This window comes from Vibrio profundi, from assembly GCF_043642225.1.
Classification (GTDB): Bacteria; Pseudomonadota; Gammaproteobacteria; order Enterobacterales; family Vibrionaceae; genus Vibrio; species Vibrio profundi_A.
Map to the genome: position 1 here is coordinate 56,183 of NZ_JBHZSF010000007.1, position 21,314 is coordinate 77,496.

The 21,314-nt window shown below is 43.9% G+C and carries 17 protein-coding genes; 9 read left to right on the forward strand and 8 right to left on the reverse strand.

The features are described 5' to 3' along the window. Positions 1-149: 149 nt before the first annotated feature. Positions 150-911, reverse strand: a complete 762-nt coding sequence (locus ACHUFI_RS12510) for a TatD family hydrolase (protein WP_394249560.1) — start codon at positions 909-911, stop codon at positions 150-152. Between the two features lie 184 nt (positions 912-1,095). Here ACHUFI_RS12510 and hemB point away from each other — a divergent pair, with 184 nt between their 5' ends. From hemB to spfP, 4 genes are all read left to right on the forward strand, one after another. Then, the gene (gene hemB, locus ACHUFI_RS12515; RefSeq protein WP_394249562.1) at positions 1,096-2,142 is read left to right on the forward strand and encodes a porphobilinogen synthase; all 1,047 of its coding nucleotides are present in this window, start codon (positions 1,096-1,098) and stop codon (positions 2,140-2,142) included. Positions 2,143-2,207: 65 nt separating this feature from the next. Then, a complete protein-coding gene (locus ACHUFI_RS12520; protein ID WP_394249824.1) occupies positions 2,208-2,642 on the forward strand; it encodes a GNAT family N-acetyltransferase in 435 nt (144 codons plus the stop codon). Between the two features lie 622 nt (positions 2,643-3,264). Beyond that, entirely contained in the window at positions 3,265-6,066 is a 2,802-nt protein-coding gene (gene polA, locus ACHUFI_RS12525; protein ID WP_394249564.1) for a DNA polymerase I, read from the forward strand. Between the two features lie 193 nt (positions 6,067-6,259). Continuing rightward, positions 6,260-6,307, forward strand: coding sequence for a small protein SpfP (gene spfP, locus ACHUFI_RS22475; protein ID WP_438356636.1), 48 nt, complete (start codon positions 6,260-6,262; stop codon positions 6,305-6,307). 527 nt (positions 6,308-6,834) lie between these two features. Here spfP and yihA read toward each other — a convergent pair. Next, entirely contained in the window at positions 6,835-7,488 is a 654-nt protein-coding gene (gene yihA, locus ACHUFI_RS12530) for a ribosome biogenesis GTP-binding protein YihA/YsxC (RefSeq protein ID WP_394249566.1), read from the reverse strand. Positions 7,489-7,636: 148 nt separating this feature from the next. On the opposite strand from yihA, the gene ACHUFI_RS12535 reads away from it, so the two are divergent. The 5 genes from ACHUFI_RS12535 (at position 7,637) to hemN (ending at position 12,119) form a co-directional block, all read left to right on the forward strand. Beyond that, positions 7,637-8,254: a c-type cytochrome gene (locus ACHUFI_RS12535; protein WP_394249568.1), complete on the forward strand. Its 618-nt coding sequence runs from the start codon at positions 7,637-7,639 to the stop codon at positions 8,252-8,254. Positions 8,255-8,832: 578 nt separating this feature from the next. Further along, positions 8,833-9,471 carry a class I SAM-dependent methyltransferase gene (locus tag ACHUFI_RS12540; RefSeq protein WP_394249570.1) on the forward strand — a complete coding sequence of 213 codons (639 nt, stop codon included), beginning with the start codon at positions 8,833-8,835 and terminating at the stop codon, positions 9,469-9,471. Then, the gene (gene yihI, locus ACHUFI_RS12545) at positions 9,471-10,022 is read left to right on the forward strand and encodes a Der GTPase-activating protein YihI (protein ID WP_394249572.1); all 552 of its coding nucleotides are present in this window, start codon (positions 9,471-9,473) and stop codon (positions 10,020-10,022) included. Before ACHUFI_RS12540 ends, yihI begins: the two co-directional genes overlap by 1 nt. A gap of 6 nt (positions 10,023-10,028) precedes the next feature. Next, positions 10,029-10,517, forward strand: a complete 489-nt coding sequence (locus tag ACHUFI_RS12550; RefSeq protein WP_394249574.1) for a DUF2489 domain-containing protein — start codon at positions 10,029-10,031, stop codon at positions 10,515-10,517. 210 nt (positions 10,518-10,727) lie between these two features. Continuing rightward, the gene (gene hemN, locus ACHUFI_RS12555) at positions 10,728-12,119 is read left to right on the forward strand and encodes an oxygen-independent coproporphyrinogen III oxidase (protein WP_394249576.1); all 1,392 of its coding nucleotides are present in this window, start codon (positions 10,728-10,730) and stop codon (positions 12,117-12,119) included. A 93-nt stretch (positions 12,120-12,212) separates the two neighbouring features. Here hemN and add read toward each other — a convergent pair whose 3' ends face one another. The 6 genes from add to glnA form a co-directional block, all read right to left on the reverse strand. Further along, on the reverse strand, positions 12,213-13,217 hold the full coding sequence (add, locus tag ACHUFI_RS12560) for an adenosine deaminase (RefSeq protein WP_394249578.1): 1,005 nt from the start codon (positions 13,215-13,217) through the stop codon (positions 12,213-12,215). Positions 13,218-13,325: 108 nt separating this feature from the next. Then, the gene (gepA, locus tag ACHUFI_RS12565) at positions 13,326-15,866 is read right to left on the reverse strand and encodes a phosphodiesterase GepA (protein WP_394249580.1); all 2,541 of its coding nucleotides are present in this window, start codon (positions 15,864-15,866) and stop codon (positions 13,326-13,328) included. Positions 15,867-15,973: 107 nt separating this feature from the next. Beyond that, positions 15,974-17,377: a nitrogen regulation protein NR(I) gene (gene glnG / locus ACHUFI_RS12570; RefSeq protein ID WP_394249582.1), complete on the reverse strand. Its 1,404-nt coding sequence runs from the start codon at positions 17,375-17,377 to the stop codon at positions 15,974-15,976. Between the two features lie 92 nt (positions 17,378-17,469). Then, on the reverse strand, positions 17,470-18,546 hold the full coding sequence (gene glnL / locus ACHUFI_RS12575; RefSeq protein WP_394249584.1) for a nitrogen regulation protein NR(II): 1,077 nt from the start codon (positions 18,544-18,546) through the stop codon (positions 17,470-17,472). Between the two features lie 138 nt (positions 18,547-18,684). Next, entirely contained in the window at positions 18,685-19,239 is a 555-nt protein-coding gene (locus ACHUFI_RS12580) for a DUF4124 domain-containing protein (RefSeq protein ID WP_394249586.1), read from the reverse strand. A gap of 210 nt (positions 19,240-19,449) precedes the next feature. Next, positions 19,450-20,859, reverse strand: a complete 1,410-nt coding sequence (glnA, locus tag ACHUFI_RS12585; RefSeq protein WP_394249588.1) for a glutamate--ammonia ligase — start codon at positions 20,857-20,859, stop codon at positions 19,450-19,452. Positions 20,860-21,314 lie beyond the last annotated feature (455 nt).

Genomic DNA, 21,314 nt, shown 5'->3' on the forward strand with positions numbered 1-21,314 from the left:
CAAAGTTTTCTATGATGACGTTGTAAGTGAATAGTGTGTTCACACATATACGGCTCACTTTTATTTGTAATTTATTGTAAGCGCGTATAATAAATGAGATGCCTATGCACTTCAATACATAACCCTAAGGTATTATATGAAATATCATGCTATATATTAAATAGTGCTCTGGCATTTCTAGAAGTGATGGTATCGACTTCTTCAATACTCACCTCTCTTAATTCAGCCACACGCTGAGCGACCAAGTGTGTAAAAGCAGGTTCATTTCTTTTCCCACGATGTGGAACAGGTGCAAGGTACGGGCAGTCTGTTTCTAAAATGACATAATCCATATCTAGGTGAGGTATCACTTTATCCATCCCACCATTTTTGAAGGTCGATACACCACCCACGCCTAAGTGAAAACCTAATTCATTAATGGCTTTAGCTTCTTCAACGCTGCCCCCAAAGCAGTGGAAGACGCCTCGTAATGATCCATCTTGTTCTTGGCGAAGTAAGGTTAGCGTTTCGTCAATGGAATCACGAGTGTGAATGACTACAGGTAAATCGAGTTCTTTTGCCCAGTTTAACTGGGTGACAAATGCCATCTCTTGCTCTACTTTGAATGTTTTGTCCCAGTAGAGATCAATGCCAATTTCCCCAACAGCAATGAAGTCGTGTTTTTCAAACCAGTGGCGAATGGTGGCTAAGTTTTCTTCGACGTTACCATCCACATAACATGGGTGAAGCCCCATCATTGAACGACACACCTCAGGAAATTGAGCCTCAGTTTTTAGCATCGGTTCAATAGATTCTAAGTCGATGTTCGGTAGTAGAATTTTATCAATGCCTTGAGCCAAAGCACGTTGCACGACTTCTTCTCTATCGTTATCAAATTCGCTGGCATAGATATGAGCGTGTGTATCTATCATGGTGTTGTCCTGAACAGCTTGAGTTGTGCAGAGTATACGGCAGTGTGAGGAGAAGGTCATTTTTTGTAAATAGTCCCCTTTTTTGGCCCGGATTTTCTCTTTACTGCTAGCGTCTTAGATAATGAGTGATATGCTTTTGCCAAGTATTTATTCGTAAGTTATAAGATTGGGCAAGGAGAATCTCGTGTCTGTTTCAATTCAAGGTCAATTCCCAGGACGACGTATGCGTCGTATGCGTAAACACGATTTCAGCCGTCGATTGATGGCAGAGAACCAGTTATCAGTGAACGATCTCATCTACCCTATGTTCATTTTGATGGGGAAAGATCGTCGTGAAACGGTTGACTCTATGCCGGGTATTGAACGTCTTTCAATCGACTTAATGCTAGAAGAAGCTCTTTATCTTGCGAACCTTGGGGTGCCAGCGATAGCGTTGTTCCCAGTTGTTAATCAAGATGCGAAAAGCTTGTGTGCGACAGAGGCATACAACCCTGAAGGCCTAGTGCAGCGTGCTGTACGTTCTTTGAAAGAGCACATCCCTCAGATGGGCGTGATTACTGATGTGGCGTTAGACCCATTCACGACACACGGTCAAGACGGTATCATCGACGAAGATGGTTACGTACAAAATGATGAAACGACTGAGGTGTTAATTAAGCAGGCACTTTCTCATGCAGAAGCGGGCGCTGACGTTGTCGCACCATCAGATATGATGGACGGTCGTATCGGTAAAATTCGTGAAGCGTTAGAAGAAGCAGGCCACATCCATACTCAAATTATGGCTTACTCAGCGAAATACGCTTCTTGCTACTATGGCCCGTTCCGTGATGCCGTTGGTAGCGCATCTAACCTGAAAGGTGGCGACAAGAAGAATTATCAGATGGATCCTGCAAACAGTGATGAAGCGATTCATGAAGTGGCGATGGACGTGAATGAAGGCGCGGACATGGTGATGGTGAAGCCAGGTATGCCATATCTGGACATTGTTCGTCGAGTGAAACATGAGCTGCAAGTGCCGACGTTTGCTTATCAAGTGTCAGGCGAATATGCGATGCATAAAGCAGCGATCCAAAACGGTTGGCTGAAAGAACGTGAGACGGTTCTAGAATCACTTTTATGCTTTAAGCGTGCAGGTGCGGATGGCATCCTAACGTATTTCGCAAAAGATGTAGCGGAATGGCTAGCTGAAGATAATGCGCGTGCTGCTGAGCATTTAGCCGAATCTGAATAACTTCGGGCTATGTGAATTGATTAAGGGCTGGCGAATACCAGCCCTTTTTAGTGGGAGAAATGATGATGGCAGTGCAGGTACGTGAGGGCAGCCTAAAAGAGGTGGTACTCATTGTTAACGAAATCAGTGAGTTCGTAGAAAAGGAAACAGAAGAGTCGCTTTCAGAAAGGTTATCTGGCAAGCAATCCTTGATTCTTGTTGCGGAGGAAGAAGGTCAGTTACTCGGATTTAAAATTGGTTACCAATTGGATAATGAGACTTTCTATAGCTGGTTTGGGGGAGTGTCTCCGTTGGCTCGTAACAAAGGCGTTGCCCAGAAGCAATTGGACGCCCAAGAGCAATGGGTGAAGGGACAAGGTTATAAACAGCTGAAAGTGAAATCACGTAATCAGTTTCCAGCCATGCTAAGGTTATTACTAAGGAATTATTATCTTATTGAAAAATTTGAAGAAAAAGAAATACTGGAAGAGTCTAGAGTTCACTTTGTGAAGTTTTTATAAATTAAATGAGATTTTTTCTCATTTAGAGCTTGACTGTGAAATGAGAATCATTATTATTAACTGCGTCTTAGGGAATGAGGAAACAGTTCACAAGGATGTTGAATCAGAGAGCCAATTAGCTCAATGAAGAACAGAATTCTCGCGAACTTAAACTAAGTTCTTTTTGACACGACATTGCTCACATTGCTTCCAGTGTAATTTATAGCTTTTTGGTTAAGCTGTAGTATTCATTTAGAATGGCTTACCGTTTTTTGCTAGGCGACACCCTTGGGTGTCGCTTTTTTTCTATTTGCGCAAATCTCCTCTCTCAATCCTGTGAATAAAACGGCATCAGTATTCTTTTCCACAATGTAGGATCGTAAAAAGATCGTAAGTTGTCTGATCGATCTGGGCTTTGTTTGTTTTAAATCAAAGTCTTACACTTGCTTTATCACGATTTGTCTTTGACTTATCAACCTGTGAGTAAATAATATAAACAGAGTTATCCACAGATGGGAAGGTGGTGGGGTGGAAAAGTAACAGGTAAATGCCAGTCCCACTTAGAGGAGATAACATGGCATCAGAGCAAGAGACGTGGCATCCTTAACAGATCATTTCTGTACTTACTGGATACACAATTATTATGGCTCGTATTCCTGATAATCCGTTGATTCTTATCGACGGTTCTTCTTACCTTTATCGTGCTTTTCATGCTTACCCAGGCACCATGAGTAATGGTGATATTCCAACTAACGCCGTTTATGGTGTAGTGAATATGCTGCGAAGCATGATGCGTCAGTTTGCTTCGGACCGTATTGCGGTGATTTTTGATGCAAAAGGCAAGACATTCCGTGACGATATGTATCCAGAGTACAAAGCGAACCGTCCACCAATGCCCGACGATCTTCGTTGTCAGATAGAGCCTTTGCATAATGTAATTCGTGCAATGGGCTTACCGCTGATTTCAATTCCAGGCGTAGAAGCCGATGATGTAATCGGTACTTTGGCATCTCAAGCGTCGAAAGCCGGTATTCCAGTACTGATCAGTACTGGTGATAAAGATATGGCTCAGCTTGTGGATGAGAACGTTACCTTGATTAACACCATGACGAACGTAGTGATGGATCGCGAAGGCGTCATCGAAAAGTTTGGCATCCCACCTGAACTGATCATCGACTACCTTGCTTTAATGGGCGATAAAGTCGATAACATTCCAGGTGTACCTGGTGTCGGTGACAAAACGGCCACAGCTCTTCTGCAAGGTATCGGTAGCATTGAAAAGCTGTACCAAAACCTTGATGACATTGCTGCACTTGGCTTCCGAGGCTCGAAAACCATGTCTAAGAAGCTGGTTGATAATGAAGAGAATGCCAAGCTTTCTTATGAATTAGCGACGATCAAGCTAGATGTTGAGCTGGAAGAAACTCCAGAATCATTAGTTAAAGCAACACCTGACACTGATGAATTGATTAAGCTTTACGGCCAGTTAGTGTTTAAATCATGGCTGAATGAGTTGCTTGACGGCGGAACTGGAGTGGTTGAAGCGGATGAAAAATCTGGTGCAGTTCGAGGCTCAACGGCTAATGCTGATTCTTCAGTTGCCGAAATGAATACCTCAGCGGTAACTATTGATCGTAGCCAATATGAGACGATTCTTGAGCAAGAAACATTTGGTAAGTGGTTAGAGAAATTACAAGCTGCAGAAGTGTTTGCCTTTGATACCGAGACGGACAGCCTAGATTACATGGTAGCTAACTTGGTCGGTCTTTCGTTTGCGACAGAAGAAGGCGTGGCAGCGTACGTACCTGTGGCGCACGATTACCTAGATGCTCCTGAGCAACTGGATCGTGATTGGGTGCTAGAGCAGCTTAAACCGATTCTGGAAGATGACACTCAAGCCAAAGTCGGTCAGAACCTCAAGTATGATGCAAGTGTACTGGCGCGTTATGGCATTGAAATGAAAGGAATCAAGCATGACACTATGCTGGCTTCTTATGTTTATAACAGTGTGGGTGGTAAGCATGACATGGACAGCCTAGCGCTGCGTTTCTTACAACACAGTTGCATCTCATTCGAGCAGATCGCGGGTAAGGGTAAGAAGCAACTGACGTTCAACCAAATTGAACTCGACCAAGCGTCTCCTTACGCCGCAGAAGATGCCGATGTGACTTTACGCTTGCATAATCGCTTGATGGAAAATATTGAGCAAGATGAAAAGCTTAAAACGATTTATGAAGAGATCGAAGTTCCGCTTGTTCCAGTCATGTCCCGTATTGAGCGTACCGGTGTTTTTGTCGATGACATGTTATTAGGTGCTCAATCGCAGGAAATCGCCGTACGTCTTGATGAGCTAGAACAGAAAGCCTACGAGATTGCAGAGCAAGAGTTCAACATGAACTCCCCGAAACAGCTGCAAGCGATTTTGTTCGAAAAAATGGGTCTGCCAGTTATCAAGAAAACGCCATCAGGTGCACCTTCAACCAATGAAGAAGTGCTGCAAGAACTGGCTCTTGATTACCCATTACCTAAGCTGATCATCGAATATCGCGGTTTAGCGAAATTGAAGTCTACCTATACCGATAAACTACCTAAGATGATCAATGCTGAAACGGGCCGTGTTCATACGTCTTATCACCAAGCGGTGACAGCAACGGGTCGTTTGTCTTCGACTGATCCAAACCTACAGAACATCCCAATTCGTAATGAAGAGGGTCGACGTATTCGCCAAGCATTCGTTGCTCAACACGGTTGGAAGATTCTAGCAGTCGATTACTCTCAAATTGAATTACGTATCATGGCGCACTTGTCTGGTGACAAAGCGTTACTGGAAGCGTTCCAGCAAGGTAAAGATATTCATGCAGCAACGGCCGCTGAGATCATTGGTGTAAGCATTGAAGACGTAACAACTGAGCAGCGTCGTCGTGCTAAGGCGGTTAACTTTGGCTTGATCTACGGAATGAGTGCCTTTGGTCTGGCTAAGCAATTAGGAATTCCACGTGGTGAAGCGCAACATTATATGGACACTTACTTCGAGCGTTACCCTGGTGTGATGCAATACATGGAAGACACTCGCAGTGCTGCTTCTGAGCAAGGTTATGTAGAAACGATCTTTGGTCGTCGTTTGCACTTGCCTGAAATTAAATCTCGTAATGGTATGCGTCGTAAAGCTGCAGAGCGCGCAGCAATCAATGCACCTATGCAGGGTACAGCGGCCGATATTATTAAGAAAGCGATGCTGTTGGTAGATGAGTGGATTCAGTCTGAAGGAAATGGGCGCGTTAAACTACTCATGCAAGTACACGATGAATTGGTATTTGAAGTTGAAGAGTCAGCATTGACCGAAATTGAAAGTAAAGTACAGGAATTGATGGAAGCGGCGGCTGAACTAGAAGTCCCGTTAGTGGCTGAAGCTGGTCATGGTGACAACTGGGATCAGGCGCACTAGCCACAATTTATACAAAATGAGTGAATAAACATGAGCCAGCGCACAAACGCTGGCTTTTTTGTATCGAGAAAAAAGGATCTTTAACGAAGAGGTTTTCGTTGTTTAATAAAATTTTAATGAAAATAAACTACAAAAATAGTTTCCATTTCTGACCAATTGTTGTACATTAAATCTCGTAGGGTACAGAGGTAAGATGTTCTATCTTTCAGACCTTTTGTTTCACGTTATTGGATTAGGCTGATTCAGCCGCCCCAGTCAGTATTTGACTGGGGCGTTTTTTCTTGTGCGAAAGAAAAAATAAACCAATTCAAATAGTTAGTATTTCCCCTTCATTTCTTTTTTGAGTCATCGCTATTTCTTCTATTTTCTACTTACTCCGCTCTCTTTCGTTTGATTCCTTAATTTTATTGATATTTGTAATTTTATTCCCTTCACACTTTAGTTAATTTACGAGTTAAACTAAGGGTTTTTTAATGCCGTTATTTGTTTAAGTCATTGATTGGTATTGATTTTAATTTTATTGTAAAAGAAAAGTAGAGCGTTGAACTTCGGCGATTTTTCAGTCATCGTAGAAGCATAATTAAAACGAATAGTAATTCTCTCCCTTTCCCCGCTAGGATGGCGGGGAGTTTCTTTCCCCATTCTGTTCATGATCACACGAGTCTCACGCTCTTCTTATTCGTAACGACGGCTCCCGGATAGCAGGCAATAAAAAACCTCGCACAAGGCGAGGCTTTACGGTTATTTGTCGCAGAATAATGTTCGTGACTATTCTGTTTCTGAGTTACCGTTTTGTTCTTCTTCAATAAGGTGGGCGAACGCTGGAGCAAACCACTCATCCATTGTGCTACGCAACTGGTCGACACCAATGCCTTTCATTGAAGAAAAGACATCCACTTTCACATCGCCGCCAAAAGATTGCGCGTCTTTACGAATCTTCAGAAGCTGAGCTTTGCGAGCGCCACTTTTCAGTTTGTCTGCTTTAGTCAGCAAGACTTGCACTGGGATGCGACTATCAATTGCCCAGTAGATCATTTGTTGGTCGAGATCTTTCATTGGGTGGCGAATATCCATCAATACGACCAAACCTTTCAGGCTTTCACGTTTTTGTAAGTATTCACCTAACGACTTCTGCCACTTCTTTTTCATTTCAAGTGGGACTTGTGCGAAGCCATATCCAGGTAGGTCGACAATATGACAACCCTCAGCAACCTTAAATAGGTTAATAAGCTGAGTTCGACCTGGCGTTTTACTGGTTTTAGCTAGGCTTTTTTGGTTAGTAACACGATTAAGTGCACTAGATTTACCAGCATTGGAGCGTCCTGCAAACGCAATTTCGATCCCTTCGTCTTCTGGTAAATGACGAATATCAGGCGCACTGGTAATGAAATGCGTGTTTTGATAATGAATTTTTACGCTCACTGTTAACTCCATCTCGACTTTGTGTAGTCGATTGATTACTTTTTTGTGAAATTGTGTAAAATAACCGTGCTCGGCATAAGGTCGCCTATTGTACCATGAGTGGCAACATAGAGTGGTACTGGAAGCTTGATAATTATAATGGAATGTCATGAAGAAATTAGCGCTAATTTTGAGTCTATTAGCCAGCTGCTCAGTATGGGCTCAAGGTAGTATTGAAGCTGGTAAAGCCAAATCCCAAACATGTGTTGCCTGCCACGGTGCTGACGGCAACAGTCTAATCACCAATTACCCTAAACTGGCGGGTCAACATGCCAAGTATCTTGAGAAGCAGTTACAAGATCTTAAACTAGGCATGACGAGCGGCGGTAAACAAGGTCGTTACGATCCTGTTATGAGTGGTATGGCGATGCCACTGACAGATGAAGATATTGCTGATCTGTCAGCTTACTACGCATCTCTACCTATTTCTGGTAACACGACGCCAGAAAACGTAGTTGAAGACGGTAAGGTTTTATACACAGCAGGTGATGCTGAACGTGGTATTACAGCATGTATTGCTTGTCACGGCCCTCGTGGTAACGGTACAGAGTTGTCTGGTTTCCCTAAGATCTCTGGTCAACAAGCTGATTACATTAAGCTACAACTAGAAAAATTCCGCGACGGTAGCCGCAATAACGATATGAATGCAATGATGCGTGATATCGCTAAAAAGCTAACCAATGAAGATATTGATACCTTATCGAAGTACGTTGGTGGCTTACACTAATAAGATACACGCTCGAGCACAGTATTAAGATGCGCCCTTATCGTTTTCGGTAAGGGCGTTTTCTTTTGCCTTTTGTTCTCACTGGTTTGTGAGATATTCGCCATTCTTTACCGTATAAATTTCGTTGATGATTTTTAACTGACTGATTTATAAATCCATTTCAATTTAACGAATGTTTAAAGGAAAAGTGTGAAGTCGGAGACTGGTGAGTTTTATTGATATCGGTATAGTAGGCGCATCGGCACGGAGCTGAAGACAGATATGGATGATCGACTTTGTCTAAAGGTATAGACAGAAATGGATCAGGCTTGGATAGCCCAGTAACAAGGTGTTAGAAAAGGAAAGCCAAAATTCATCAGGACGATGAAAAACAAACAAATTGGCATGGAAAGCACCAATAACAAATGGAGATTTGGGTACTAAGTTGAGTACGCAAATTTTGGCCAGTATAGGCAGATTTAGAGAGCGATAGGTTTTCCTATCGCTTTTTTTATTGATTTGCTGAAAAAACACTCAATACCCCTCCACTCTACAGTCAGTTTCTGGTATGTTTCGCATCCCTGTTTGAGGATGTGCTTATGTATACTTGTCCCTTATGCCATCACAATCATGTGATTCACTATTTCGAAGACAAACGTAGGGAATACCTGCAGTGTCAGCAATGTGAGTTGGTATTTGTTAACCCAGAGCAACGGTTATCTGCAAGCGAAGAAAAAGCGCACTATGATCTACATGAGAACGATCCTAGTGACCAAGGTTATCGTCGGTTTTTATCCCGAGTAGCCGATCCCTTAACAGAAAGAATCTCATCCAATTCAAATGGATTGGATTTTGGATGTGGTCCTGGCCCTACATTGTCATTAATGTTGGAAGAAGCAGGCCACACCATGGCGTTATACGATATTTATTACCACCCTGATGCAACAGCATTAGAGAAAACGTATGACTTTATGACTGCCACTGAAGTGATAGAACATCTTTATCACCCTGATCAGATATGGCAGCAATGGTTGAATTTAGTTAAGCCAGGTGGCTGGATTGGTTTGATGACCAAGCTAGTAATAGACGTAGATGCGTTTGCTGGTTGGCACTATAAAAATGACCCAACGCATGTGGTGTTTTTTAGTCGTCAAACATTCCAGTTTTTGGCTGAGCGGGATAAGCTCGAACTCGAATTTGTTGGAAATGATGTAATTTTACTGAGGAAGACCCAGTAATGAGCCGTAGTAAAAAATCTAGAAAGCCGGGAGCCGCTGGTGCTCCTGAAGTTATCGTAACTCGCAACCGCAGCGAGTCTGATGTTGAAGGGCGTGAGCGTAAGCGTTTACGAAAACGTAAAGGCCTTAAGTCGGGCAGCCGTCATTCTGATGGTAGCGAATCGAAGCAACGTAAAGCTGCACAGAATCGCGATCCTCGTTTAGGTAGCAAGAAAAAGATCCCATTGGTTATTGAGCCAGTGAAGAAGCAAACTAAGCAAGAGCGCAAGCTGTCAAACGAGCAAGAGCTGGAAATGCTTGAAAATGATGCTCAATTGAATATCTTGCTAGATCGCATCGAAAGCGGTGAAAACCTAGGTGCTGGCTTGCAGAAGTATGTGGATGAGAAACTTGACCGTATTGAAGTTCTGATGGATCGCTTGGGCTTACTTGAGCCAGAAGAGGAAGAAGCACAGGATCTAGAGCCTGTTGCGACTTCGAAGAAAGCGAATTCAGATGAAGATTTGCTGTCGCAGTTTGAAGATATCGACTTAGATAGCTTTAAAGGGTAGCACTGAATGAATGTAACCTTATTAGCTATTGTTGGTGGAGTAATCATTCTCGGCTTAGGCGCTTATGCAGGTTACCTTCTACTTCAAGTGAAGAAGCAGACGGAACTGCAAGAGCAGCATAAAGCGCTAGCGATTGAAAAGCGTAATGCCAACATTTACGACAACGTAAATACGCTGTGTTTAGCGGGCATTCAAGGGCAGTGTGATTTATCTGAAATCAGTATTCGTGTCTACAACATCATGGATTTTGTCCAAGGTGAAGAACGTGTTGATTTTGATACTGAGTACCCTGCGATTTCTGAGCTGTATCATATTGTAAAAGATATGGCTCGTGGTGAAGACAGGCAGGAACTCGTAAAGAAAGAGCGAATGCAGCAAAACTTGACTCGCCATAAAGCAGAAACACGATTGAATGACGCTATTGTTGATGAATTAAAGCAGCTCCAAACCAAGGTGAAGCCGCTTAACAATCAGATCAACATTCAAATACTCTAACTATAAAGGCTTACTGAACTGAGTAAGCCTTTTTGTATCCTCTCTGGTGTGAGTGATCACGCTAGCAGTTCTGATTATTTTTCATCAAAACTTGTCCTAGTATCAAACGACCATGAAAGTCGTATGGCAAAATAGCCAACCTATAATCTATATATGTACATATGATGAGTAAGCACATTGTGTTTACTGGTCTTAACTGGAAATACCAACATGTCGAGTCAGCCAGCAGTAACCAATCAGCAAATCGTTTGGGATCAAGCCATCTTAGACAAATACAATTATTCTGGGCCGCGTTACACCTCATACCCAACCGCACTTGAGTTTCATGAGGCTTTTACCGTCGCTGACTATGACATGGCGTGCACGCAATACCCTGATCGCCCGTTGTCTCTTTATGTGCATATCCCTTTTTGCCATAAGCTGTGTTACTACTGTGGCTGTAATAAGGTAATCACTCGCCATTCGCATAAAGCGGATGAATATTTGGATGTGATTGAGCATGAAATTCGACAGCGTGCTTCCTTGCTGCATGGCCGCAAAGTGACTCAGTTGCACTTTGGTGGCGGTACTCCAACCTTCTTGAATAAAGCTCAGATTTCTCGCCTTATGGCTATTCTTCATGAAGAATTTAACTTTGAAGCTGACGCTGAAGTGAGCATCGAAGTTGACCCTCGTGAAATTGAATTGGATATGCTCGACCATTTACGTGGAGAAGGGTTTAATCGTTTAAGCATTGGGGTACAAGATTTCAATAAAGAAGTGCAGAAGCTTGTTAATCGTGAGCAAGATGAAGACTTTATTATTGCGATGGTACAACGTGCCAAAGAACTTGGTTTCCGCTCTACTAACCTAGACCTTATCTATGGTTTGCCGAAGCAAACGAAAGACTCTTTTGCTGAAACGCTCAAGCAAGTATTAGCAATGCAGCCAGGCCGATTGTCTGTCTTTAACTATGCACACATGCCTCAACTTTTTGCTGCGCAGCGTAAAATTAAAGATGAAGATTTGCCTATTGCCGAAGAGAAAATGGCGATTCTGCAGGATACCATTTCCACGCTAACAGGCGCAGGTTACCAGTTTATCGGTATGGATCACTTTGCTCTGCCTGATGATGAATTGGCAGTGGCTCAACGTGAAGGTATCTTGCACCGTAATTTCCAAGGTTACACCACGCAAGGTGAAGCGGATCTTGTTGGTTTTGGTGTATCAGCGATTTCGATGATGGGTGATGCTTACGCGCAAAACCAAAAAGAGCTGAAAAAATACTATGCTCAAGTAAATGACTTACGTCATGCTCTTTGGAAAGGGGTTGCTCTGGACGGAGACGATTTACTACGTCGTGAAGTGATCAAGCAATTGATTTGTAATTTTAAACTGGATAAGACTCAAATCGAATCCGAGTTTAAGGTGACATTTAATCAATACTTCAAAGAAGATTTGCAGTTACTGAAAACCTTTATTGATGATGGGCTAGTAGAAGTTGATGATACTGAGATTCGAGTAACATTACGTGGCCGATTGCTGATCCGTAATATTTGCATGTGCTTTGATAAGTACCTTCGTGCCAAAGCGCGTCAGCAACAGTTTTCTCGCGTAATTTAACCCTCGCGATGATAAAAAAAAGCCCGCATCGTGATATGCGGGCTTTTTGCTTTATCGGCTAGGCTGAGTTTGTAATCAGCTTAACTCATGTATTTAGGTGCGGTTTGCGACTTTGTCTTTCAGCTCTTTTTTCTCTGCATCAGAGATAAAGGCTAGGTCAAGGCCATTGATTTGAGCTTGACGGATTTGAGCTTGAGTTAGGCCAGCTTGAGGCGCAGCCACTTCATATTCATAAGGCAGCTCGATGCCTTCTACCGCTGGGTCATCAGTGTTTAGACATGCTTTCACACCGTGATCTAAGAATTGCTTCACAGGGTGATTTTCTAGTGAATCAACAGTACTAGTCTGGAAGTTCGAGGTTAGGCAAGACTCAATACCGATGCCGTGTTCAGCTAAGTAATCCATAAGTTGTGGATCATGAATCGCTTTCACACCGTGACCGATACGTGTAGCACCTAGATCTTTAATTGCTTGCCACATGCTTTCTGCACCTGCCGCTTCACCAGCGTGAACGGTTACATTCATGCCAGCGTCGCGCACTTGTTTGAAGTGAGAAACAAAACGATCACCAGGTTGGCCTAGTTCATCACCTGCAAGGTCAACCGCCACAATTTTATCTTTTTGTGTCAGGATGCCATCGAGTTCTTGTTGGCAAGCATCAGTACCAAATGTACGGCTCATGATGCCGATAAGGTTGGTCTTGATACCAAAGTCACGCATACCTGCTTCAACACCGTCAACGACAGCTTCCACCACACCAGCGACGGGTAGTTTGTGTTTCATTGCCATGTAGTAAGGAGAAAAGCGTAGCTCTGCGTAATCAATTTGTGCATTCAGAGCGTCTTCGACATTTTCGTAAGCGACGCGACGACATGCGTCTAGATCGCCTAGTACAGCAACACCCCAATCTAGCTTAGATAAGAAAGCCACCAAAGAAGGCTCCGCTTCTACAATCTGTACGTGAGGAGTTAGCGCCTCTACGTCGTAGGCAGGTAATGCCACACCAAACTTTTGGCCTAAATCTAGAATAGTTTGAGTACGAATATTACCGTCCAAGTGGCGGTGTAAATCAGTAAGGGGCAAATTTTTAGTTATCATTATGACTATATCCAGATTAAAAAATTATGTGTGGGTCTTATCAGTATAAAATGATTCGGAAAAGTGTCAGCAACAAAAGCGTATGAAAACAGCAATTTTCGCTGTTTTCTACTTCATGTTAACCAAATCTGTTGGCCATTCCTCAAAAGGCACAGGGCGGCTATAGAGGAATCCCTGGGCTTGAGGGCATTGCAGCTGACAGAGTAATTCCGCTTGCTGTGGGGTCTCGACTCCCTCAGCCACTAAGTTGACTTTAAAGCCTTTGGTAATATTGACGATAGCGGCGACGATGGAGCTGTCTAAGTTATCCGCTTCCAGTTTATCGACAAAGCTCCGGTCGATTTTTAGGCAGTCAAATGGCAGTTTGTGCAAATAAGCGAGTGATGAATAGCCGGTTCCAAAGTCATCAATGGCAATTGAGATCCCTAGTTGCTTTAGCGACATCATGTTTTCAATGATCATTGGATCGTTGTCTACAATGCGAGATTCGGTAATTTCTAAAGTCAGGTTTCTCGGAGAAAGCTGGGTTTTATCTAGGATGAATTGAACGTCGCTTAAAAAGTCTTTTTGAGTGAGCTGGTCGACAGACAAATTCACATGAATAGCAAAATCTCGCGACCACATGCCTGATTCAATGGCAGACGACGCATCCTGGCAAGTTTTAAATAAAATCTGGCGTCCGATGTCGCTGATAAGCCCGGAGTCTTCTGCAAGAGGGATGAACTCGAGAGGAGAGATGATTCCTTGAGATGAAATCCATCGAGCCAGAGCTTCTGCTCCTACTACCTCGCCAGTTTTGAGATCAATGATGGGCTGATAGAAAGGCACGAATTCTTGTTCTTCAATTGCAGCATTAATTTTGGCAAGCATTTGGGTGCGGTTACGTGAAGCATTGCCCATCTCTGGGCTGTACATACTAATTCGGGTTTTATCCTGCTTGGCATTACTCAGTGCAATACTGCTATTGCGTAGCCATAGCGTCATGTCTTTATCTGGGGAGGTTTGTACCACACCGATGGAAACATTAACCATCACGTTTTCGCTTTCCATGCTAAATGGTGAGGCGAATGTCTGAAGCAGGCGATTGGCGAGTAGGTTGATTTGTTCTTTGTCGGTCACGCTAGGTGCGTATATCGCGAATTCATCCCCTCCAGTTCTCGCCATTAGGAAATCATCGGACAGGGTGCTCTGCAAACGAGTAGACGCCACAATTAGGATTTGATCCCCATTGTAGTGCCCTAGGCTGTCATTGATGTCTCGAAAGCGGTCAATTCCAATCAAGAATAGGCAGCCATCTTTTTGACTATTGAGTTTCTCACTAGCATCGATCAAGCCTTCACGGCTGTATAAATGAGTGAGTGAATCGTAGGTCAGTTGGGCTTGAAGTGCGTTGAACGATGCTTTGAGGTTATTCGCCATTTCGTTAAAGGCATGCACAAGCAAACTGGTCTCGTATATTTTGCCAGGTTTTGGCATGTGACTGTCCCAGTCACCGCGAGCCAAGTGTTTAGCCGCCGCCGCAGTCGACGTAATAGGGCGAGTAATTTTATTGAACGCAAAGAGCCCTAAAATGATCCCTATCAAGCTGACAATGACCCCTACAATCCAGCTGTCTTTCTGGCTTTCTGGCAGTTTACCGAGTAAGTCGACTTCGGAAATAGACATACCGATGTACCAAGTAATGCCATATTCATCTCGGTAAGGGGTGATTTGACTAAAATAACGCTCCCCGTTTAAAGAGAAATTAAAACGATGCACGGACTGAGGGAGAAGTTTATCTTGCTCTCTGACGTGGCGAGCACTTTCACTGATGATTGGGTTGACGTCTTCAATTGCAAGTAGCCGATCACCCTTTTCAGTTTTTTTGGTGCCCCAAGACACTACGCTACCTCCACTGGAGTGGGCAATAAGGCGCTGATCTTGGTCCATAATGTAAACGGATGCATTGGTTTTGTCTTTCAGGCGTTTTAAGAAAGCATTGAATGTGTCGATTTTGATATCAGCAACAAACACACCAATAAACTCGCCTGTTTCATACACCGGAGCAAGAGCCGACAACGTGATCTCTTGTCGTTCATCGGCATTTGCATAGATAGAAGACCAAGAGGGTTTTCGCGACTGTGCTACCGGGGCATACCATGGGCGGATTCTCGGATCGTAGCCTGTTATTACCGAGCGAATATCGCTAGTCAGTTCTCGGCCTCGGTAAATAACCAGTTGGTCATCGGTACGCGAATCTTGAATCATCAAGGTATAGCCCGCGTTGGCTTCTTTGCGAAAGCCGACGTAGTTAGTGGCTTCGGAGCCAAAGCCAAGAACATCAAGTTGTGGAATGGTTTGATATAATTTAGTAAAGCTATCCAACATATAATCTTGAATCGCTTTTAAGTTTCCAGCCTGATACTGGTGGTTGAAGCCGATACTGTGGCTGAGTGCCAATGCCGCGTTAAAAGGCTCTTGCAAAAATACCGTCAGGCTTTTGTTTACACTGTCTGTCAGGGAGGTGAGCTGCTTACTACTGATGTCACTAACCATCTCTTCATAGTTAGCTTTTTGGACAAACACGATTACACCGATAGTGAAGAGAAAAATCATCACGAAAGGTAGAACGACGGCGGTTCTCAATGTAATTTGTGTATTAATTGACATGACCAACTATGAATTGAGTGTATGTTGTACTGTAATTGTACCCACTCAACTACAGTGCTGCGAGCATTTTGTGATCAAAAATGAGTGCAGCACTGAGCAATTATGGGTCAATAAAGCTCTTTTAGTTTCCTTGTTAGGGTGTTTCTTCCCCAACCAAGTACTTTAGCGGCATCTTGTTTGTGACCTTTAGTGTGGTCCAATGCTGCTTCTAAAAGTATACGTTCAAATTCTGGAAGTGCATAAGAAAGCAGTTCTTTTTCTCCAGAATCAAGTGCTCCTTTCGCCCATGATGATAACTGTTGCTGCCAACTGCCGGCACTTTGTGTGGTCGCGGTTGGCCTTTCATCAAGCAATTCTGGTGGAAGATCGTTTGGTAAAATTTCGCTACCACTTGCCATGACAGTTAACCAACGACAAATGTTCTCTAGCTGCCTAACGTTCCCTGGCCAATTTAGACGATTAAGAATGGTGACGGTATCTGGGTGCAATGTCTTTACTTCCACTCCCAATTCTTCGGCTGCCAAGATGAGAAAGTGTTGAGTGAGCTTTTCTATATCTTGTTTGCGCTCTCGCAGCGCGGGAATATGGATTCGGATGACATTGAGGCGGTGGAATAAATCTTCCCTAAATTCCCCTTCGTCGACAAGGCGCTCTAAATTCTGATGCGTTGCGGCGACAATTCGAACGTCTACCTTGACGGCGGAGTGTCCACCAACACGATAAAACTGACCATCAGATAACACCCTTAATAATCGAGTTTGGATATCAAGAGGCATGTCACCAATTTCATCTAGAAATAAGGTGCCGCCATTTGCTTGTTCGAAGCGCCCCTGGCGAACACTGTTAGCGCCGGTGAATGCACCTTTTTCATGACCAAACAATTCTGACTCAATTAGGTCTTTAGGAATGGCGGCCATGTTCAAGGCAATGAACGGATTTTTCGCCCGAGGGCTATGGCGATGCAGGGCGTGAGCGACCAGCTCTTTACCTGTGCCCGATTCGCCGTTAATGAGTACCGAGATAGAAGAGCGAGATAAGCGCCCGATGGCTCTGAAAACCTCCTGCATCGCCGGTGCTTCCCCGATGATTTCTGGAGCCTCCGTATTCAGAGTATCGTCATTCGCTTGTCCGCGTTTTTGCTCATGGCTATGAGCAATAGCACGTTCAACGAGGGTTAAGGTTTCATCGATATCAAACGGCTTGGGTAAATATTCGAACGCTCCTTGTTGGTAAGCGTTCACGGCAGCATCAAGGTCAGAATGCGCGGTCATGATGATGACGGGAAGATCTGGTGAGCGCTGGTGGACTTGGCTGAGCAGTTCAATGCCATCGATCCCTGGCATGCGAATATCAGAGACTAAGACATCTGGCGTTTCACGCTCTAGTGCTAACAGTACGCTCTCTGCATCTGCAAAGGTTTCACATTTTATGTTGGCTGAAGATAAGGTTTTCTCTACCACCCAGCGAATTGAACTGTCGTCGTCTACAACCCAAACGTATCCTTTACTCATAGTTAAATTCCTTGCAGCCGACGTTATCTGTCGTGTTAAAAATAATTTGGTGAATGCGATTTTTCATTGTTATTGCGCCTTTAGCGGCGTCTTTATATCGGTAAATAAATGGTGAACGTGGTCCGCCCTGGCCAGCTTTCAACATCAATTTTTCCACTGTGTTGATCAATTAAGTTTTGGGAAATGGATAGGCCTAATCCGGTTCCGCCTTCTCGGCCACTGACCATAGGGTAGAACAGGGTATCTTGTAATTCGTAAGGGATGCCTGGGCCGTTGTCGATAATTTCAATTCGCGCGGCGAGCTTATGGCGCTGACCATGAATGTTTGCTTGATGCACTGTTCTGGTGCGAATCAGAATTTTGCCTTGTTCTTGCGCAGATAAAATCTGAGCCGCGTTACTCACAATATTCAGCATTGCTTGTTCTATTTGAGCAGAATCCATCAGTAAGTCGGGAAGGCTAGGGTCATAGTCCCGCTCGATAACAAGTGAAGAGCCAGACTCTAATTCCACCAATTGACGAACTTTTTCTAAGGTTTGATGAAGGTTCTCAGAAGTTTTCTTACCCGGCTTTTGTGGCCCTAATAATCGGTCAACTAAGGCTCTTAGACGATCGGCTTGCTCGATGATGATTTGCGTATACTCAGTCAGAGACTGGTCGGGCAGCATTTTTCCTAACAGCTGCGCCGCCCCGCGTAATCCACCGAGTGGGTTTTTGATTTCATGAGCGAGTCCACGCACTAATAGCTTGGCCGCTTGCTGCTGAGCATGTTGATTCAGTTCTTGGCTCAGTCGCCTTTGTTGGTCAATTTTTCGCATCTCAACCAATAACATGAGCTCTTTTTGCCACGAAATAGGGCTCACAGTCACTTCAAGCATCAGAGGTTTATTGTCGACCACAAAGGTAACGTCACTGTCGGTAATACTTTGTCCGCTTTGAAGTGGTTGAGTGAGGATGGCGAGATCTAACGAGGCGTGTTGGATAAGCTGGCTAAGAGGATGATCGACCATTCTCTTTGCACTTTGAGAAAAGAGCTGCTCAGCTGCTGGGTTGGTATATCGGATATAAAGCTCTTCATCTAGCATGAAGGTCGCAGTGACCATATTGTCTAGAATGGCGCTTGATAGCCCAGCATTGTTTAGGTTCTCTCTTTGAACTTTTGTTTTCACAGCTGCATCCCTAATCCAAATTCACTTCCATGCACCAAAGTGGTGCGTTGTGAATTCAAGTATGGCGCATATCAATCAGAAGCTAAAGAATAATGAGCGAATTTGCGCTGTTTCCGTAGTTAGTGATGCTGATAAGCCTTACTTGACCGTAGCTCGGTGTAAATACACTGTCGCTGGACTAGTTGATGCAATAAGCTTGCCGCTTCTATGTGCTTGAATTGAAATCGTATGTGTTCCCCTGTCGATGTTTTTTAGTTGCCAGTTTCTTTGTGTTTGAGGGGCACCATAGCGGCGTCCGTCTAAGATCAATTGAAACTGCTCTCCAATCGCCAGTTTACGGTTAATTGTGATTTCAATATCAACCAAGCCTTGATTGCTACGAATGGTTTGATCGTGCTGAGGGTGGATAAGCGATAGCTTTAACGGCACGGGTAACCCGTCTTGCTTGCTCTCTGTCGGTTTTTTTTCTGGCAGAACAGGTTTCGGCGCATCTACCGGTGTTGAACTTTCAAATTTGGGCGCAGGGGCTGCAGCTTGATAGTCAGGTAAAATCAATTTCTTTGCATGCTGTTCCATTGGGGAGTCGCTGAAATGAACGACGCCGTGTTCGTCTTCCCATGTGTAAACAGTTTGAGCCTGTGCAGCCGTAGAGCTAAGAAATGCAAGCCCGATAAGAATCAGCTTATTGTTCATTCTTGCTACCTCGGTGGATAGTTTGCTTATTGGATATGTAATGGTCTAGATGAGGGCTGCACTATTGTATTGGGCGGCAGCTTGTCGACGGTATGGTACGTCGGGGGAATTGAAGCGGGAATACAAAAAAGGCTCGCCTGCGAGGCGAGCCTAATAAATTGTATCAGTGCTTACATATTACATCAGCACTGATATTTACATCATCAGTGATTAAACTGAGTAGTAAAGTTCGAACTCAAGTGGGTGAGTTGTCATGTTTACTTTCTCTACGTCTTGAGACTTAAGAGCGATGTAAGAATCGATGAAGTCGTCAGAGAATACGCCACCAGCTGTTAGGAACTCACGGTCAGCGTCTAGCTCAGCTAGTGCTTGTTGTAGAGATTCTGCAACTGTTGGGATTTCTGCTGCTTCTTCTGCAGGTAGGTCGTATAGATCTTTATCCATCGCTTCACCTGGGTGGATCTTGTTCTTAATACCGTCAAGACCAGCCATTAGCATTGCAGAGTAGCATAGGTATGGGTTCGCCGCTGGGTCACCAAAACGTAGCTCGATACGACGTGCTTTAGGGCTTGGTACCACTGGGATACGGATAGAAGCAGAACGGTTACGAGCAGAGTAAGCTAGCATAACTGGCGCTTCGAAGCCTGGTACAAGACGCTTGTACGAGTTAGTTGATGGGTTCGCGAATGCGTTGATTGCGCGAGCGTGCTTGATTACACCACCGATGTAGTAAAGTGCTGTTTCAGATAGGCCGCCGTACTTATCACCAGCAAACAGGTTAACACCGTCTTTTGCTAGAGATTGGTGAACGTGCATACCAGAACCGTTATCACCTACAAGTGGCTTAGGCATGAATGTCGCTGTTTTACCAAATGCGTGAGCAACGTTGTGTACAACGTACTTGTAGATTTGAGTTTCATCAGCTTTCGTTGTTAGCGTGTTGAAGCGAGTTGCGATTTCGTTTTGACCCGCAGTTGCTACTTCGTGGTGGTGAGCTTCAACTACTAGACCCATCTCTTCCATTACTAGACACATTGCAGAACGGATGTCTTGAGAAGAATCTACAGGCGCTACCGGGAAGTAACCGCCTTTAACGCCAGGACGGTGACCTTTGTTACCGCCTTCGAACTCAGAACCTGTGTTCCAAGCTGCTTCTACGTCGTCAATTTTGAAGAAAGAACCTGACATGTCAGTTGCGAACTTAACATCATCAAATAGGAAGAACTCTGGCTCAGGACCGATAAGAACCGTGTCAGCGATACCTGTTGAACGCATGTACTCTTCAGAACGTTTTGCGATTGAACGTGGGTCACGGTCGTAGCCTTGCATTGTTGCAGGCTCAAGAATGTCACAACGGATGTTTAGTGTTGCGTCTTCTGTGAATGGGTCAAGTACGGCAGATGCAGCGTCAGGCATCATTACCATGTCAGACTCGTTGATACCCTTCCAGCCAGCTACTGAAGAACCATCGAACATTTTACCTTCTTCGAAGAAGTCTGCGTCGACTTGGTGTGCAGGTAGAGAGATATGTTGTTCTTTACCTTTAGTATCAGTAAAGCGTAGGTCAACAAATTTAACTTCGTTCTCTTGGATCAGCGATAGTACATTTTCTACTGACATCTTGGATAACCTCCAGTGTTATTAAAGCGGTATTAGCTCGATTCGGTTGAAACTAGCATTGATTAATGTCTGTTGAGTTGCATTAATCGATGCTGTTTTAGCTAAAGCCAAAATCGTGCCAAAAAAAATATTCCCTTATTTTCAAGGCCTTGCGTGTTTTGTGATCAAATTGACTGATTGAAATGCACCAATATGATCATTGCTTGCACTAATATGGTGCACTCGTGTGTTGGTGCACCAATATGAGTCACAAGCGCATACCATTCAGCAACGATTTGATTATATTGTCAATCCACTTTTTTCTGATCCGACCCTAATTGGTGAAACAATGACTTAAAGTTGTTTGATATCAAGGTTGTCAAAGTAAGGTTGCAACGGTGTGACGATGAGGGAATGAAAAAAGACTTGCCGGAGATCACATATCTCTGGGGTTTTTTCTAAAATCTGGTATATTA

Bases quoted from the DNA above. Each gene is read 5' to 3' on its own strand.
- add (WP_394249578.1), bottom strand. From the start codon at position 13,217: ATGATAACTAAAAATTTGCCCCTTACTGATTTACACCGCCACTTGGAC.
- ACHUFI_RS12580 (WP_394249586.1), bottom strand. From the start codon at position 19,239: ATGAACAATAAGCTGATTCTTATCGGGCTTGCATTTCTTAGCTCTACG.
- ACHUFI_RS12520 (WP_394249824.1), top strand. From the start codon at position 2,208: ATGGCAGTGCAGGTACGTGAGGGCAGCCTAAAAGAGGTGGTACTCATT.
- hemN (WP_394249576.1), top strand. From the start codon at position 10,728: ATGTCGAGTCAGCCAGCAGTAACCAATCAGCAAATCGTTTGGGATCAA.
- glnA (WP_394249588.1), bottom strand. From the start codon at position 20,859: ATGTCAGTAGAAAATGTACTATCGCTGATCCAAGAGAACGAAGTTAAA.
- glnG (WP_394249582.1), bottom strand. From the start codon at position 17,377: ATGAGTAAAGGATACGTTTGGGTTGTAGACGACGACAGTTCAATTCGC.
- yihI (WP_394249572.1), top strand. From the start codon at position 9,471: ATGAGCCGTAGTAAAAAATCTAGAAAGCCGGGAGCCGCTGGTGCTCCT.
- ACHUFI_RS12510 (WP_394249560.1), bottom strand. From the start codon at position 911: ATGATAGATACACACGCTCATATCTATGCCAGCGAATTTGATAACGAT.
- polA (WP_394249564.1), top strand. From the start codon at position 3,265: ATGGCTCGTATTCCTGATAATCCGTTGATTCTTATCGACGGTTCTTCT.
- ACHUFI_RS12550 (WP_394249574.1), top strand. From the start codon at position 10,029: ATGAATGTAACCTTATTAGCTATTGTTGGTGGAGTAATCATTCTCGGC.
- ACHUFI_RS12535 (WP_394249568.1), top strand. From the start codon at position 7,637: ATGAAGAAATTAGCGCTAATTTTGAGTCTATTAGCCAGCTGCTCAGTA.
- gepA (WP_394249580.1), bottom strand. From the start codon at position 15,866: ATGTCAATTAATACACAAATTACATTGAGAACCGCCGTCGTTCTACCT.
- ACHUFI_RS12540 (WP_394249570.1), top strand. From the start codon at position 8,833: ATGTATACTTGTCCCTTATGCCATCACAATCATGTGATTCACTATTTC.